The 14,784-nt window shown below is 63.9% G+C and carries 15 protein-coding genes and 1 pseudogene; 2 read left to right on the top strand and 14 right to left on the bottom strand.

The features are described from left to right. The first annotated feature begins 195 nt into the window (after window positions 1-195). Window positions 196-624 (top strand): GFA family protein, encoded by a 429-nt coding sequence (locus CN933_RS18520; RefSeq protein WP_180980739.1) that lies wholly within the window; start codon window positions 196-198, stop codon window positions 622-624. A 139-nt stretch (window positions 625-763) separates the two neighbouring features. Here CN933_RS18520 and CN933_RS18515 read toward each other — a convergent pair. From CN933_RS18515 to CN933_RS18480, 8 genes and pseudogenes are all read right to left on the bottom strand, one after another. Next, window positions 764-1,145, bottom strand: a pseudogene (locus CN933_RS18515) (type II toxin-antitoxin system VapC family toxin). Between the two features lie 19 nt (window positions 1,146-1,164). After that, on the bottom strand, window positions 1,165-1,416 hold the full coding sequence (locus CN933_RS18510; protein WP_102762042.1) for a FitA-like ribbon-helix-helix domain-containing protein: 252 nt from the start codon (window positions 1,414-1,416) through the stop codon (window positions 1,165-1,167). Window positions 1,417-1,535: 119 nt separating this feature from the next. After that, window positions 1,536-2,498, bottom strand: a complete 963-nt coding sequence (locus CN933_RS18505) for an ATP-binding cassette domain-containing protein (RefSeq protein WP_102762041.1) — start codon at window positions 2,496-2,498, stop codon at window positions 1,536-1,538. After that, on the bottom strand, window positions 2,495-3,406 hold the full coding sequence (locus tag CN933_RS18500; protein ID WP_102762040.1) for an ABC transporter ATP-binding protein: 912 nt from the start codon (window positions 3,404-3,406) through the stop codon (window positions 2,495-2,497). The genes CN933_RS18505 and CN933_RS18500 overlap by 4 nt, the downstream gene beginning before the upstream one ends. Then, complete coding sequence (locus tag CN933_RS18495) at window positions 3,403-4,224, bottom strand: ABC transporter permease (RefSeq protein WP_100674058.1); 822 nt, start codon at window positions 4,222-4,224, stop codon at window positions 3,403-3,405. Before CN933_RS18495 ends, CN933_RS18500 begins: the two co-directional genes overlap by 4 nt. 5 nt (window positions 4,225-4,229) lie before the next feature. Then, window positions 4,230-5,165, bottom strand: coding sequence for an ABC transporter permease (locus CN933_RS18490; RefSeq protein ID WP_102762039.1), 936 nt, complete (start codon window positions 5,163-5,165; stop codon window positions 4,230-4,232). Between the two features lie 82 nt (window positions 5,166-5,247). Next, window positions 5,248-6,840 (bottom strand): ABC transporter substrate-binding protein, encoded by a 1,593-nt coding sequence (locus CN933_RS18485; RefSeq protein WP_102762038.1) that lies wholly within the window; start codon window positions 6,838-6,840, stop codon window positions 5,248-5,250. A gap of 56 nt (window positions 6,841-6,896) precedes the next feature. Next, entirely contained in the window at window positions 6,897-8,522 is a 1,626-nt protein-coding gene (locus CN933_RS18480; protein WP_102762037.1) for an amidohydrolase, read from the bottom strand. Window positions 8,523-8,704: 182 nt separating this feature from the next. Between CN933_RS18480 and CN933_RS18475 the strand changes: the two genes are divergently transcribed. Then, complete coding sequence (locus CN933_RS18475; RefSeq protein WP_026168760.1) at window positions 8,705-9,646, top strand: LysR family transcriptional regulator; 942 nt, start codon at window positions 8,705-8,707, stop codon at window positions 9,644-9,646. 17 nt (window positions 9,647-9,663) lie between these two features. On the opposite strand, the gene CN933_RS18470 is transcribed toward CN933_RS18475, so the two are convergent. From CN933_RS18470 to CN933_RS18445, 6 genes are all read right to left on the bottom strand, one after another. Beyond that, a complete protein-coding gene (locus tag CN933_RS18470) occupies window positions 9,664-10,701 on the bottom strand; it encodes a DmpA family aminopeptidase (RefSeq protein WP_102762036.1) in 1,038 nt (345 codons plus the stop codon). A 153-nt stretch (window positions 10,702-10,854) separates the two neighbouring features. After that, a complete protein-coding gene (locus CN933_RS18465; protein WP_102762035.1) occupies window positions 10,855-11,706 on the bottom strand; it encodes a D-amino-acid transaminase in 852 nt (283 codons plus the stop codon). 254 nt (window positions 11,707-11,960) lie between these two features. Next, window positions 11,961-12,668 (bottom strand): BA14K family protein, encoded by a 708-nt coding sequence (locus CN933_RS18460; RefSeq protein ID WP_102762034.1) that lies wholly within the window; start codon window positions 12,666-12,668, stop codon window positions 11,961-11,963. A 123-nt stretch (window positions 12,669-12,791) separates the two neighbouring features. Continuing rightward, the gene (locus tag CN933_RS18455) at window positions 12,792-13,190 is read right to left on the bottom strand and encodes a RidA family protein (protein ID WP_180980738.1); all 399 of its coding nucleotides are present in this window, start codon (window positions 13,188-13,190) and stop codon (window positions 12,792-12,794) included. Between the two features lie 293 nt (window positions 13,191-13,483). Continuing rightward, on the bottom strand, window positions 13,484-13,816 hold the full coding sequence (locus CN933_RS18450; RefSeq protein WP_102762032.1) for an EthD domain-containing protein: 333 nt from the start codon (window positions 13,814-13,816) through the stop codon (window positions 13,484-13,486). A gap of 16 nt (window positions 13,817-13,832) precedes the next feature. Beyond that, on the bottom strand, window positions 13,833-14,771 hold the full coding sequence (locus tag CN933_RS18445) for a 2-hydroxyacid dehydrogenase (RefSeq protein WP_280951595.1): 939 nt from the start codon (window positions 14,769-14,771) through the stop codon (window positions 13,833-13,835). Window positions 14,772-14,784: the final 13 nt, after the last annotated feature.

The following is a 14,784-nucleotide window of genomic DNA, read 5'->3' as shown; positions in this document are numbered from 1 at the left end:
GCCCCCATTTCCTGCACCCTATCGAAAGCTCACATCTAGACCGCGGCGCTTTAGAGATCTACAGTCGAGCTTCTGTGATCCTGAAATTGCATCAGGTCCAGCCCTTCGCGTCGCCCACCGCAATGAATTGCGGTTCGGGCCCGCGCTTCAGCTCTCAATAAACGCAATCTGACCGTGCAAGCGGGAGGAGTTTCCATGGCCACTGCCCAATGCGCCTGCGGCGCTCTAAGATTGATGCTTAACGAACCGCCACAACTGACCGCGCTGTGTCACTGTTTCGCCTGTCAGCGAAGAACTGGTGCACCTTTCAGCGCGAATGCGTTCTACTCGATTGACTGTGTCGAAATATCTGGCGTGTCTACAGAGTACATTCGTACTGCCGAGAGCGGTCGCAAGGTCCGGATGCATTTTTGCCCAAGCTGCGGCTCGACCCTCTATTGGAAAGCCGATGCTTCGCCGTCCTGGATCGGGGTGGCGGTAGGGTCATTTGCCGACCCGAACTTCGCCCCGCCTGCCATGTCAGTATTTGAGCAATCGAAACATAAGTGGGTGCAGCTTGATGAAACGGTGGAGCAATTCCAGGGCCTTCCAATGGGGCAGCAGGAATCGGCACGGGGAGGCTAGAGCCGGTGGGGGCGCACAAACTTTCCACGCGCTGCAGACGCTCTGCTCACCGCTGAAAGCGACGGCCCGCGGCTCACCAATCTGCTGCTCTCTATGCCGCCTGCAACGATCCGAAGCACCAGTGGATGAGGTTTCTGATTCATCTATGGTGCCAACGATTTACCACGGTAAGTCCAGCCGCTTCGAACGGGCTGATATCGCGCGTTGCGACGATAAATCCCCTGGAGGCGGCAATGGCGGCAATATATCCGTCGGGCGTCGGAAATCCCTTGGCGGCGGCTCGAGCGGTCACGGCAAGCCCGGCATAGTAGCGAGCAGCTCCGGTATCGAACGGCAATACGCGATCGCCAAACAGTTCGAGCACGCCGTCAAGCATTTCGGCCAGAACCTTCTTGCGCCGACCGTCCCGCAGCGCACCGATTTCGAACAGCAGTTCGGCCCGTCACACCGGCCAGATAAAGGGTTTCAGCGACCTGCTCGTTCAACCAGGAGCGCACGGCCGGATCGGCGGCCGGCTTCATCGCCTCGGAGACGAGATCATTAAAATCTCATCGGCTGCGCCGGCGCCTTGTCACGTACCTCGTCGAACACTGCGGAATCGTCATTGGTCAGGCCCAGTCGCCGGCCGAGCTCAGCCAGGGCATCGCCCATGCGAACGCGCTGCTCGGGCTTCACTGCACTTTCCAGAATCTCCCGCACTTCCGCCTCGGTGCTGCGGCCGTGCATCGCCGCTCTCACGCGCAATGCGCGATGCACTTCATCTGGCACATTCCCAACCGTCAGGATCGCCATAGTCAAACCCTTGCATTCGCTTTCAATGATAGCAATCTAGTTCTTTTGCAGTCGCGTCGCAATTTTGGGCGACAGGGCTTTACGCTGGACTAGAGAATTTCCGCTTTCCCGGAATTTCTCTAGACGACTGGCACCAATCTCATCCGATGGCCGGGCGCAATTTCGACGAGTTCGGAGGGCGGGGGCGCGGCAAAGACGTCCGGTGCCGTGCTGCCGTCAAGTGCGACGCGGCGACCGGCAGGAAGCGGCACATCGGCAAAGTGGTCTTTCGTCCGCGGGTTCAGCGCCGCATCCGGATCGGGAATGGCAGCGATGAGCCGGCGCGTATAGGGATGGGCGGGCCTTTCGAAGATCTCCCGCCAGCCGTCCTCCTCCACGACCTGTCCGAAGAACATCACCAGCACCCGGTCGCTCATATGCTCCACCACGCTCAGGTCGTGGCTGATCATCAGGTAGGCGAGGCCGAGCTTTTCCTGCAGGTCCAGCAGCAGGTTGATGATCTGTGCGCGGATCGACACGTCGAGGGCGGATACCGGTTCGTCCAGCACGACGATTTCCGGTTCGAGGATGAGGGCGCGGGCAATGCCGATGCGCTGGCGTTGACCGCCGGAGAACTCGTGCGGATAGCGGTTCGCCTGCTCGGGCGTCAGCCCCACATTGGCGAGCATGATCTCGATCCGGTCGGCGATCTCCGATGCGGCCGTGATGCCGTGCAGCCTGAGCGGCGCAGCGAGCGAGGTGCGTACCGACTGGCGCGGGTTCAGCGAGGCATAGGGGTCCTGGAAAACCATCTGCACCGCCTTGGCGCGCTGCATGCGTCCGGGCGCACCCGGCCCGGTAAGCGGCTGACCGCGGAAGCGGATCGTGCCTTCGGTCGGCTCCTGAAGACCGAGGATCGAGAGCGCCGTGGTGGATTTGCCGCAACCGGATTCGCCGACGATCGACAGGCATTCGCCCTTGGCGAGCGAGAAGCCGATGCCGTTGACGGCATGCAGCATGCGCCGCCCGGTTCCGAGCAGCCCTCCGCCGGCAACGGAAAAGCGGACATGCAGGTCGTCCACCTCGAGCAGAGGGTCGGTCATGGCTGACCCCCCTCTTCCGCGCTGCGCGGCGCGATGAAGCGGGTCTCGGTGAGCTTCGAGCGGTCGGCAATGATGCTATCGATGTCGACCAGCCGTTGGCGGCCGTGCAGACCGCGGCTGCCGAAGCGCGGCAGGGCGCCGAGGAGCCCACGGGTGTATTCGTGCCGGGGTGCCGCGAAAAGCGCCCGTGTCTCGTTCTCCTCGACGAGGCAGCCGGCATACATGACGCCGACCCGCTGGCAGATGCTGGCGATCACACCAAGATCGTGGCTGATGAAGAGAACCGCCGTACCGCGCTCGGCGCAGAGTTCCTTGATCAGCCGCAGCACCTCGGCCTGCACGGTGACGTCGAGCGCCGTGGTCGGCTCGTCGGCGATCAGGAGGTCCGGATTGCAGGCGAGCGCCATGGCGATCATCACGCGCTGGCGCAAGCCCCCCGACATCTGGTGCGGATAGTTGCGCACCCGCCGGTCGGGATTGGGCACGCGCACGCTGGCGAGCGCGTCGACCGCGAGCTTCTGCGCATCGTCCCAGCTCTTTGCCTGATGCAGCACGAACATCTCGGCGATCTGCCGGCCGATGGTCGAGAGCGGGTTCAATGCCGTCATCGGCTCCTGAAAAATCATGGCGATGCGGTTGCCGCGCAGGCGCCGCATCTCGCGCTTAGGCAGCGCCAGCAGATTCTGCCCCTTGAACAGGATCTCGCCGCCGCAAACGGCGAGCGGCTTCTTGAGAAGCCCCATGACGGCGAGCGAAGTCACCGACTTGCCCGAGCCGGACTCGCCGACGAGACCATAGGCCTCGCCCGGCATGATCTGGAAGGAGACTCCTTTGAGGAGCGGACGATTGACGGAGCGGCCGACCGCGACGCCCAAGTGGAGTTCCTTGATGTCCAGAAGCGCGGTCATGGGGTGCGCGTCCTCATATGCGGGTCGAGGCTGTCGCGCAGGCCGTCGCCGAGAAGGTTGAAGCCGAGCACCGAAAGGAAGATGGCAAGGCCGGGGAAGATGGCCACCCAGGGCGCGAGCTGGATGAGCTGCCGCGCATCCGTCAGCATCGAGCCCCAGCTCGGGAACGGCGGCTGGATGCCGAGGCCGAGAAAGGAGAGCGCGGCTTCCGAAAGCACCGCCGAGCCCATGCCGAGCGTCGCCATGACGAGGATCGGTCCCATCATGTTGGGCAGGATCTGCGTGAACATGATGCGCAGGTCCCCGTAGCCGAGCGTCTGCGCCGCCTGCACATAGCCCAGCGACTTCAGGGAGAGTGTGGAAGAGCGGGCGATGCGGCAGGTCCAGCTCCAGTTGGTGAGACCGAGCGCGATGAGCAGCGACGGCAGGCCGGGACCCAGCACCGCCATCACCGCCAGCGCGAAGATCAGCGAGGGAATGGCGAGCATGACGTTCGTGAAGCCATTCACCAGATCGTCCCACCAGCCGCCCCAGTAACCGGCGGTCATGCCGAGCGTGACGCCGATGATCGAGTTGATCACCTGCGAGACGATGCCGACCGTCAGCGATATCTGCGCGCCGTAGAGGATGCGGGTGTAGACGTCCCGCCCCTGCCCGTCCGTGCCGAACCAGAAGGTGGCGTCCGGCGGCAGTTCGGAGTTCATCAGGTCCGCGTCGAGCACGGGGTCGAAGGGCGCAATCCACGGGGCGAGGATGCCGGCGAGGATCACCAGCGTCGTCAGTCCGGCACCGAGCCAGAAATTGAAGCCGAGGCGCATTCCCGTCACTCCTGCTTGATGCGCGGATCGATCGCGGCATAGATCAGATCGACGGCCGTGTTGATGACCAGGAACCAGAGCACGATGACGAGGATCGTGCCCTGCACCACGGGAATGTCGCGGCTCGCCACGCTATCGACCAGAAGCGAACCGATGCCGGGCCAGGCGAAGAGCTTCTCGATCACGACAGCCTGGCCGATCAGCGAGCCGAATTGCAGGCCGACGGTCGTGACGATCAGCACCAGCGCGTTGCGCGCCACATGCCAGCGCACCACCTTGGCCTCGCTCATGCCCTTGGAATGGGCGGTGCGGATGAAGTCGGCGTTGAGGACATCGAGGACGCCGGCACGCGTGGTGCGCGCGAGAAGTGCAAGGGGCGTGACCCCGAGCGTGACGGCGGGCAGGATCAGGTTCCGGAGGGACCCGTCGCCGTAACCGAAGCTCGGTAACCAGTTCAGCTGCAGTGCGAAGAGATACATCATCAGGAGACCCAGCCAGAACTGCGGCATGGAGAGGCCGGACACCGCCCCGATCATGGTCACCGTATCGAGCACGGAGCCGGGCCTCAGCGCAGCAACGAAGCCGAGCGGCACACTGATGACGAGGGCGAAGACCATGGCGGCGAGCGCCAGTTGCAGCGAGGCCCACATACGGTCGTTGATGAGGTCGATCACCGGCTGACGGGTGCGGAAACTGGTGCCGAGATCGAATTGCGCAAGGTCCGTGACATAGGTCACGAAGCGCTCCATCAACGGCTTGTTCAGCCCGAATTCCTCGTTGAGGCGGGCGATCATCTGCGGGTCGGCGGCGCGCCTGCCATCGGCGAAGAGGCTTGCGGCGAAGGTCCCTGGTACGACGCTGAAGATGACGAAGATGAGCAACGCCACCACCACGACCGTGGGTATGATCTGCAGGACGCGGCGCAGGGTAAAACGAAGCATGAGCGGTCCCGTTCTGGCCGCCCGTACGGGCGGCGACAATCGATCAGGGGGCAGCCGCAGCTACCCCCTCCCCCTCAAGGTCTTACTGGCGCGATGACGGCGCCGTCTCGTCGATCCAGATTTCGTCATAGGGCTGGATCGCCAGTTCCGTGGCGTTCGGAACGAGGCCGTGGATCCACGGCTGGTAGGCCATCACCGCCTTGTTGTAGTTGAAGAACCAGACCGGAGCGTCGTCCTGCACGATGTTGTTGGCCTGGCGCAGGAGGTCGTGCTGCTTGGCCGGGTCGCGTTCCTGCTGTGCCGCCTCGTAGAGCTTGTCGAATTCCGCGCTTGCATAGCTGGTGTAGTTGCAGGCCGATTGCGCCGTCTTCGAATAGTAGCAACGCAGTGCGTTCAGCGGGTCGGGGCCGGAAAGGTTCGACCAGATGAAGGCCTGAAAGTTGTTGGTCGTCACCGCCTCGCCGAGCGTGGAGCTTTCGACCGGCTTCGGCTTCACGGTGATGCCGACCTTCTTCAGCATCGGCAGGATGGCTTCGACGATCGGCACGCCCCAGCTTTCGTTCGGGCTCGCCGTCACCTCGAATTCGAAGCCGTCGGCATAGCCGGCCTCGGCGAGCAACGCCTTTGCCTTCTCCGGATCGTAGGCGTAGGGCGCCTTGTCCTTGTCGAAGGCGGGCGAGGAAATCGGCAGCCAGCCGGAGGCCGGGTAGGCCTTGTTCTTGACGAGGCGCTCGATGATCAGCGGCGCATTGATGGCATGGTTGATCGCCTGGCGCACCCGCTTGTCCTTGAAGGGCTCGAAGGCGGGGTTGAAGCCGATGTTGCGGGTATACACCTCGGCGACTTCCAGAAGGTGATCCTTCAGCCCCTCCTCGCCCTGATAGGCCTGGTACTGGGTGGGGCCGAGGATCGACACGTCGATTTCCTTGTTGCGGAAAGCGACGTCGCGCGCGGCGTCCTCGGCCATCAGCACGATGTTGATGCGGTCCAGATAGGGCCTGCCCTCCTCGTAGTACTTGTCGAATTTTTCCACGACGACCTGCGAACCGGGCACGTGCTCCTTGAAGACGAAGGCGCCGAGGCCGACCGGATTCTTGCCGAAGGTCGATTCGTCCTCGACATTCGAAGGGTAGATGACCGTCGTGTTCTGCATCAGCGGGAAGCCGGGATTGATCGTACCGGTATAGGTGATCTCCAGCGTATGGTCATCGATCTTCTTCAGCCCCGAAATCTCGTCGGCCTTGCCGGCGATATAGTCCTCGGCGCCCTTGATGACGGCGATGAAGCTTGCGCCGGGGAAGGCGTTTTCCGGGTTGGCGATGCGCTTGTAGCTGTAGATGATGTCATCGGCCGTCAGCGGCTTGCCGTTGTGGAACACGGCGTTTTTACGCAGGTGGTAGGTGTGGACCCTGCCGTCCTCGGACACCTCCTCCGAGGACGCCAGTTCCAGGACGGGCTTGTTCTGGTTCGAATCCCAGCTGTAGAGCGCACGATGGATGGCCTGCGTGATGAATTCTTCCTGCGTGTTGGGGCTCGACTGCACGTCCAGGGTGGCGAAGCTCGAGCCGTAGGGCGCGGTGAAGACGAGCGTACCGCCATGGCGCTCGCCCGCGGCAAGCGCCCCGGCAGCCACGCCGAGGCTGAGCATTGCGGCCAGTGTCAATCTCTTCAGCATTTCGTTCTCCCTCTCGTGCCGTTCTCGGCATCGTTTCGGTTCAGTCCGGCAGGCCGTCAGCGCGCATCATGCACGACGCGGCCCGCAAGCAGGGTCAGCACGCACTTTGTGTCCGAAAGGATGGTTTCGGGCGCGGCAGCCAGAAGGTCGTTGTCGAAGACGGCGATGTCCGCCCACTGACCGCGCACGAGCCGCCCTTTCACCCCCTCGGCTTTCTGCGAATAGGCGCCGTATTCGGTGTAGGCCTGCAATGCCTCCTCGCGGCTCAGCCGTTCGGATGCCTCCAACACCGTGCCCCTGCCCGTCCGGCGCGTGAGCATCGCGTGCAGGTTCGGGAACGGATCCGGCGAGCAGACCGGCGAATCCGAGCCGGTCGACGGTTTCAGGCCCATGCGCATCCAGGTGCCGATCGGGTAGGATGACCGGCCGCGCTCCTCCCCGAGCACGGATATGTAGCTGTCGCCGAAATCGTGGATGAAGGCCATCTGCGGCGCAGGCAGAATACCGGCTGCCTTCATGCGCGCATTCTGATCCGGTGTGGAAAAGCCGCAATGCTCGACGCGATGGCGGCGATCGGGATCGGGATTTGCGGCAAGCGCCTTCTCGTATGCCGTGATGAGCTGCTCGATCGCGCCGTCGCCGATGGCGTGGCAGACCATCTGATAGCCGCGGTCGTGGCACGCCTTGACGACCGCCTCGACCTCCGCATCCGGCAGCATCTGCACGCCGATATTGTCCGGCTCGCCCCTGTAGGGCGTCGTCATCCAGGCGGTGCGCCCGCCAGCCGAGCCGTCGAGGAAGACCTTGACGCCGCCGACGCGCAGCATGTCGTCACCGGCGTCGGAAAGAAGGCCCGCGCGCCAGCAATCGTCGACGATGGAAACGCCGGGATCGCCGAGCAGGGTCAACCAGACGCGCACCGGCAGCCGGCCGGAAAGCTTGGCCATCTCATAGGCCTGGATTTCGGCAAAACCGGAGACCTGCCCCACGGCCGCATCCATGCAGCTGGTGATGCCGAAGGAGAGCAGATATCGCCCTGCCCGCTCGATTCCGTCGATCAGGTCCTCGGTCGTTGCCGTCGGCATGGCAGCCCTGACGAGGCTCTGGGCGTTTTCCGCCAGGAAGCCGTTCAGCCGGCCCTCCGTGAGGCCGATTACGCCGCCTTCCGGCACGGCCGTCGCCTCGGTGATGCCGGCAAGCTCCAGAGCGCGGGAGTTGGCGACCGAGACATGGCCGCAGGCCCGTGTCAGCAGGACCGGGTGATCGGGGGCCACGCGATCGAGATCGTCGCGCGTCGGGTGCCGCCCGGTGTCGAGCTTGACCTGGTCATAGCCGCGGGCGCGAACCCAGCCACCCTTAGGCGTCGTGGCTGCGCGGTCGGAAATCCGACCCAGCAGGGCGGCAAGCGTCGGCGCGCTGGCGGGCGTCGCGTCGACCCAGCCCATGGCCATGCCGGTCGCAATGAGATGCAGGTGGTTGTCGATGAGGCCGGGGGTGGCGAAGCGGCCTTCGAGATCGATGACTTCGGTGTGCGGCCCCTTCAGGCCCGAGATGTCCGCATCGCTGCCGGTTGCAAGAACCTTGCCTTGCCACACGGCGAGAGCATCGCTGATGCCCTCCTCCCGGCCGCGCCAGATCCGGCCATTGATGAGGATAAGATCGGCTTCTATTCCGAGCGCCATTCGCAACTCCCCCCGTGTCGGTCCCGGACGGGCCGGCACCTATTTCCTCCAGACGCAACGTGGAAGGTTGCAGTTGGCTTGGCCAATTCGCTTTTGGCAACAACCCATGCAGAATCGACATACCTATTTCGATTGAATGACTTATGATCGCGCGCAGCACGCGTGCAGCAAAGGAAGCGGATATGGAGATCAAGTGGCTGGAGGATTTCGTGACGCTTGCCGACACGTCCAGCTTCTCGCGCGCGGCCGAGCTGCGCAACGTGACGCAACCCGCCTTCAGCCGCCGGATCAAGCAGTTGGAGAGCTGGCTGGGCGCGACGCTCATCAGCCGCGCCACCATGCCGGCCGAACTCACGCCCGCGGGGCGCAATTTCCTGCCCGTGGCACAGGAAGCGATCCGCACCTTCTACGCGGCGCGCGAAGTGCTGCGTCTCCCGCACGAGCCGGGCCTCATCCGCTTTGCCGCGCTGCATACGCTGACGGTCACCTTCTTTCCGCGCTGGCTGAAGACGCTGGAAGCGGCGGGTGGATCATTCAGCACCTCGCTCATTCCGGACCGCGGCGGAATCGAAGCGAACCTCGACGCGCTCGTCGGCGACGAGGCGGATTTCTTCCTGACCTATGCGCATCCGGAAGTGCCGTTTCATCTCGATAGCGGGCAGTTTTCCGCGCTGACCGTCGCCCATGACCGGCTGATCCCGCTGGTCGCGGCGGAGATCGTGCTGTCCGGCGATGCGCAGCCGGGACTGAACCTCCTCGACCGCGCCATCGCGCAGCCGCGGCTCGCCATCCCCTATCTCAGCTACGGCTTCAATTCCTTCTTCGGGGTCGCCCTGTCGCGCCTGCTGCTGCGCCGCCCGCCTTTCCGGCGCCGTACGACGCACGAAAACACGATCAGCGCCGGCCTGATGAACATGGCGGTGACGGGCGCGGGCGTATGCTGGCTGCCGGAGAGCCTGGCGCGCGAGGAAATCGATGCGCGCCGCCTCGTGCCTGCCTCTGCCGACGAGGGTTGGAACCTTGACCTCGAGATCCGCCTTTACCGCCACGCTGCGAGCCGCAACCGCAAGGTCGAGGAACTATGGGCGACGGCGCAGCGACTCCTGGAACCCGCACCGGCCTGATCAGACCTTCACGAAGATCATGGGAACGGGTTCTCCTTCAGCCAGTCGGCAAGGCAGGGATAGATGCGGCCGTTGCGCGCCGGCATGGCGGAGGCCATGCAGAGCGCGTTCAGGACCGCCTCCTGCGTCGTCTCGGCGGCAGCGCGGAAGGCGATGTCGATGTGGCCGTCGACGAGCCGCTCCTGCGTGGCGAACGGCGCGGCGGGTTCATGGTCCACCGGGTCGGCGGTGGTGAAACAGAGGGCGACATCGCCGCTGCCATGGCCCCAGAAGGCACCGAGCCGGGCAAGGCCCGCGCCGGCACGCCGCGCGACCCGCTGCAATTGGCGATCTGCCAAGGGAAGATCGGTCGCCATGACGACGATGACGGAGCCGCGCTCGCGATCGGCCGGCGCCCGCGGATCGGGCCGGCGCCCATCCGGCAGGACGAGGTCTCCCGTCGCGCCGAAATTGGCAAGGACCAGCGTGCCTAGCGTGAAGTCGCGCTTGCCGATCCGCATGCGCCGCGAGGCCGTGCCGATGCCGGCCTTGAATCCGAAGGCGGTCATCCCGGAGCCGGCGCCGACCGCACCCTGCTCCACCGGCCCCGTGCGCGCGGCGTCCAGCGCCGCCTCGGCATCGGCGGGCCTTACGGCCAGCGCCTGAATGTCGCTGATGCTGCCGTCATTGCACTCGCAGACCAGCGCATTGACCGTCGAGGTCCTTCGCCCGATCTCCGGATTGGCGGCGATGGCGCGGCGGACCAGCGCTTCGGTGCAGGCGGCAACGCCGAAGGTGTTGGTGAGCAGGATAGGCGTCTCGATCGTGCCGAGTTCGGCCACCTGCATCAGCCCCGCCGATTTGCCGAAGCCGTTGATGACCTCCACCGCCGCCCGCGGCTTCACGCGGAAGACGTCGCCTGCATGCGGAAGGATCGCCGTGACCCCGGTGAAGAGGCCCTCGCCGCGCAGCGACCGGTGGCCGACCGAAACGCCCGCGACGTCGGTAATGGCATTGCCCGGCCCCGGTTCGAGCCTGCCCTGCGGGATCAGCCCCAGTTCGCGCGCGGTCTTCATATCGCCCCTCCCTGCATCGCTTTTTCTGGTTCAGTGAACCAGTCAACGGATCTAGAGCATTTCAACGTTTCATAGAAACACTGAAATGCTCTAACCATTTGATCCAACGCACTTCCGGATGGAAAACCGTTACACACTTTTCCCGGTAGTGCTCTAGACCGGAACGCCGGCCGCTTCCAGATAGAGGGCCTGGAGTTTTCGGGTCATCGGACCGGGCTTGCCGTTGCCGACGACCCGGTCACCGATGCGCACGACTGGCATGACGAGGCTGGAGGCGGAGGTCTGGAACGCCTCGGCGGCGCCCTGCGCCTCGTGGGGCGCGAAGGGGCGCTCCTCGATCGCGAGACCCTCGGCGGCACAGAGCAGTGCGAGGGCACGCTGCGTGCAGCCCGGCAGCGTCGCGCGCGACGCCGCGCGGGTGAGAATGCGTCCGTCACCGGTGATGACATGAGCCGTGGAGGATGCGCCTTCCGTCACCAGCCCGTTCTCCACCAGCCAGACGTCGTCGAAACCGCGGGCGCGTGCCGCCTGCTTCGCCATGACCTGACCGAGCAGCATGGCGGTCTTGATGTCGCGTCGGCTCCAGCGGGGGTCGTCGGCGAGATCGACCGATATGCCGTCCTGCTGAGCCTTCGTGCCGGTCAGCGTCTTCGCCTGCGTGAAGCCGACGAACCGCGGCACCAGCGCGTCGGAATAGAGAAAGTCGCGATCCGCCTCGCCGCGCGAGACCTGCAGATAGACCGTGCCGTCCCGCAAGCCGTTGCGGGCGATCAGTTCCGCCTGGACGCCGGCAATCTCCCTGCGCGAGAGGGCAAGCGGAATGGCGAGTTCCCTCAGCGAACGTTCCAGACGGCCAAGATGCAGGTCGTTGTCGATCATCCGTCCGCCGATAACCGCCGTCACTTCGTAGACGGCGTCACCGAACAGGAAGCCGCGATCGAAAAGCCCGATGCGGGCCTCCTCCTCCGGCAGGAATTGACCGTGGACATAGACGATCCTGCCCATGTGTTCCCCTTGCTGTGCCTGCTGCCCTGCAGCGCCGCGCCTCTCTGGACGCAAAGGTCGCTGCAAAATCGTCAACTTGCCGCATGTCTCGTTTCACCGGTCCGATGAAAGGAGACATGCGGTCATCACGGAACATAGGAGCGACTTGCCGCGGCTGACCAATTCAATTCGCGCAGCATCCTATGCAAAATTTGCCTGAGATGATTTTCAGTCGGTTGGAGCGGTCTCCTGGTGCAGATCGCCCAAGCGCCTCTTTACCGGCACTGTTTGCGCGGGCCGCCGCTGTAAGGCTGGTAACTGTTGTCTTCCGGGCGGTAGGAGCGGTAGCGGCTGAAGCAATAGGCAACGTGTTCCTGCGTCAGTCTGATTGCCTCGCCATTGTCGGCCCCATTGTCGGCCGAGTATTCCAACTGCGTCGAGGGGTCGTCGGCCTCTTCCGCCTCGATACCGCGCGTTACAGGCGAAATATCCTCCGACGGCCACCACGCCGCATCCATGTAGGGTGAGTTGCAGGTCCGCCGTCCGCCACTGAAAGATCGGTAGCTGTTGTCGAACGGACGATAACTGCGATAGCGTTTCGCACACCATTCGGCATGAGCGGCGGGTACTGTCGACGCCGTCGGCTGCTCCTGCGCCGGCGGCGGTTGAATTGAAGCGGTGGCCGTCTTGTCCAAAGGCTCCGGGGCGCGTTCCTTTTCGGCCTCGTTGCCCATTGCGGGCGTCTCGGACTCTCTCGAAGCGTTAAGGTCGGACGGGGCGGAGCGGGCGGGCAGTCGCTCGAATTGCTGGGCCGCCCTGTCGACTGCTCGCGGCTGCTTGGTCCATATTTCCGCCTGGTTCACGTCGAGCTGCGGCTGGCGCGCAGGCTTGCCGGTAAGGAACAAGACTGCGACGACCGCTCCGCTCAGGAACAACGCGAGAGACAGGACGAACCCGCCAAATACCGCCAACGCCGTTTTCACTTAAGCCTCCTTCGTCCTTCCACGAAGAAATGCAAGGGCTCGGTCTCAAGTTCCGACGATGCCTCAGAATGCTTGAGCTTTCGGATAGTGAGCGGCGGTGCCGGTGCTCCGGTCGACGAAATCCTATGCCGCCCCGGGAATGCGCGCGATGACTTTGATCTCGAAATCGAACCCGGCAAGCCAGTTCACGCCCAGCGCGGTCCAGTTGGGATAGGGTGGAGCGCTGAAGATCTGATTCTTGACGGCCATGATGGTTTCGAACTGGTTCTCGGGGTCGGTGTGGAACGTGGTCACATCGACTATATCGTCGAAGGTGCAGCCGGCCGCATTCAGCGTCGCCCGCAGATTTTCGAAAGCCAGTTGGACCTGGCGCCCGAAATCCGGTTCCGGACTACCATCGGAACGGCTGCCGACCTGCCCGGAGACGAACAGGAGGTCGCCGGAGCGGATCGCGGCTGAATATCCGTGAGCTTCGTACAGGGCATGCCGATCGGCGGGAAAGATTGCGTCGCGTCGCGTCATCTGGTCATTCCTTTTCAACGTTTCTGCCGGCGCTGGGTGATTGTGACATCGCGCTGCCGGCTCTACATACGCGGCGTATGTGAACCAGCGTCCGCAGCGTCTGTCAACTCAAATATACGCGACGTATGTGAAACGCCGGGTGCCACCCAAATTGTTCGGACGAACTTCTAAGAGTCGATCAGCCGCTTGCCACCTGCCCGGACACTCGCTGCAATGACGCAAGCGTTTGCCTTATTCGTACCTTGAAAGGGCACGTGCTACGGATTGGCGGCACTCGGGGAGCAGCGCACAACTCAATCCCTTGATCGAGCGTCGAGCTCGAACACATGGTGGTGGATGTGGCCTTCGAACATCTCCAGCAGACCCTTGGTCAGTTCGCGGCTCTCGTAGCGCACCGGCGACTCCAATGCTCGCGCCAAAGCAGCGCGATCATCATAGATGGTGGAAAGGATCATCGCGAAAACCGGTGCCCCTTCGTCCCGGTCGACGGCATGGAGCACCCGGACTTCCCTGACGCCCGGAAAGGCCTGCCACAGAGGCAGCAGCTTCTCCTCGACATAGTCGCGGAATGCCTGCTCCCGGCCATGATGGATGATCCCCTCGAACAGGGCCTGGCGAACGATCATGATGTCTTCTCCCGCTTCAGTTGACGGTGTTCGGCGCTTTTTCGCCGGCAAAGTGGGCGGCGAGATTTGCAAGCACGAGCTTTCCCATTGCCATGCGCGTCTCGACCGTCGCGCTGCCCTGATGTGGCATGAGCACCGTATTCGGCGTGGTGTGGAATTCGCTTCGGATTGCGGGTTCGTTGACGAAGACATCGAGCCCGGCACCCGCGATCGTTCCGGACCTCAACGCCTCGATCAGGGCCTCCTCGTCGACGACGTTGCCACGCGCGACATTTACCACGATACCCTCGGGACCGAGCGCCTGAAGAAGGGATGCGTCAACGATGTTCTGCGTCGCCGCACTCGCCGCCACGCAGACGGCCAGAACGTCGCTGTCGCGGGCGAGATCGACGGGACTCTGATGCGCGATCCAGTCGACGCCGGAAAGCGCAGACCGATTCCAGTATCGCACCGACATGCCGAAGGCCTCCGCGCGCGACGCGAATGCCCGCCCGATCTGACCAAGACCGAGTACGCCGATCCGCTTCCCCTTCGGGCTGTGGCCGAGCGGTAATTGTTCGCCCGTGGCCCAGCGGCCTTCGCGCACCAGCCTGTCGCCATCGCCGACCCGCCGCAGGACGGCGAGCATGAGCGCGATACCGAGGTCAGCGACGTCGTCCGCAAGGACACCCGGCGTCGTCGTCACATCGATGTTGCGACTGCGCGCGCGGGCGAGATCCACCTTGTCCGTCCCGACCCCGTTGATTGCGATGATCCCCAGTGATGGAAGCTTCTCCATCCATTCATTGGAAAGGCCCGCGCCGCCGCCCGTGGCAACCGCGCGGATCGATGGGAGCGCCGCTTCGAGCGCTGGCCGATCGGCGGCCTGGTAAAGCCTGTGAACCGTATAATTCCGCTGAAGTTCGTCCATGACGAACGGCATCATCGGCTCCACGAGCAATAGATCTGGTTTCACGTTTCGAAACTCC

The organism is Sinorhizobium sp. M4_45, from assembly GCF_002885915.1.
GTDB classification, from domain to species: domain Bacteria; phylum Pseudomonadota; class Alphaproteobacteria; order Rhizobiales; family Rhizobiaceae; genus Sinorhizobium; species Sinorhizobium meliloti_A.
The sequence above is the reverse complement of the archived record's forward strand: the minus strand, read 5'-3'. Positions and strand labels throughout refer to the sequence as shown.

Coding starts and splice junctions, on each gene's coding strand:
- CN933_RS18520 (WP_180980739.1), top strand. CDS start 196: ATGGCCACTGCCCAATGCGCCTGCGGCGCTCTAAGATTGATGCTTAAC.
- CN933_RS18510 (WP_102762042.1), bottom strand. CDS start 1,416: ATGGCGATCCTGACGGTTGGGAATGTGCCAGATGAAGTGCATCGCGCA.
- CN933_RS18505 (WP_102762041.1), bottom strand. CDS start 2,498: ATGACCGACCCTCTGCTCGAGGTGGACGACCTGCATGTCCGCTTTTCC.
- CN933_RS18500 (WP_102762040.1), bottom strand. CDS start 3,406: ATGACCGCGCTTCTGGACATCAAGGAACTCCACTTGGGCGTCGCGGTC.
- CN933_RS18495 (WP_100674058.1), bottom strand. CDS start 4,224: ATGCGCCTCGGCTTCAATTTCTGGCTCGGTGCCGGACTGACGACGCTG.
- CN933_RS18490 (WP_102762039.1), bottom strand. CDS start 5,165: ATGCTTCGTTTTACCCTGCGCCGCGTCCTGCAGATCATACCCACGGTC.
- CN933_RS18485 (WP_102762038.1), bottom strand. CDS start 6,840: ATGCTGAAGAGATTGACACTGGCCGCAATGCTCAGCCTCGGCGTGGCT.
- CN933_RS18480 (WP_102762037.1), bottom strand. CDS start 8,522: ATGGCGCTCGGAATAGAAGCCGATCTTATCCTCATCAATGGCCGGATC.
- CN933_RS18475 (WP_026168760.1), top strand. CDS start 8,705: ATGGAGATCAAGTGGCTGGAGGATTTCGTGACGCTTGCCGACACGTCC.
- CN933_RS18470 (WP_102762036.1), bottom strand. CDS start 10,701: ATGAAGACCGCGCGCGAACTGGGGCTGATCCCGCAGGGCAGGCTCGAA.
- CN933_RS18465 (WP_102762035.1), bottom strand. CDS start 11,706: ATGGGCAGGATCGTCTATGTCCACGGTCAATTCCTGCCGGAGGAGGAG.
- CN933_RS18455 (WP_180980738.1), bottom strand. CDS start 13,190: ATGACGCGACGCGACGCAATCTTTCCCGCCGATCGGCATGCCCTGTAC.
- CN933_RS18450 (WP_102762032.1), bottom strand. CDS start 13,816: ATGATCGTTCGCCAGGCCCTGTTCGAGGGGATCATCCATCATGGCCGG.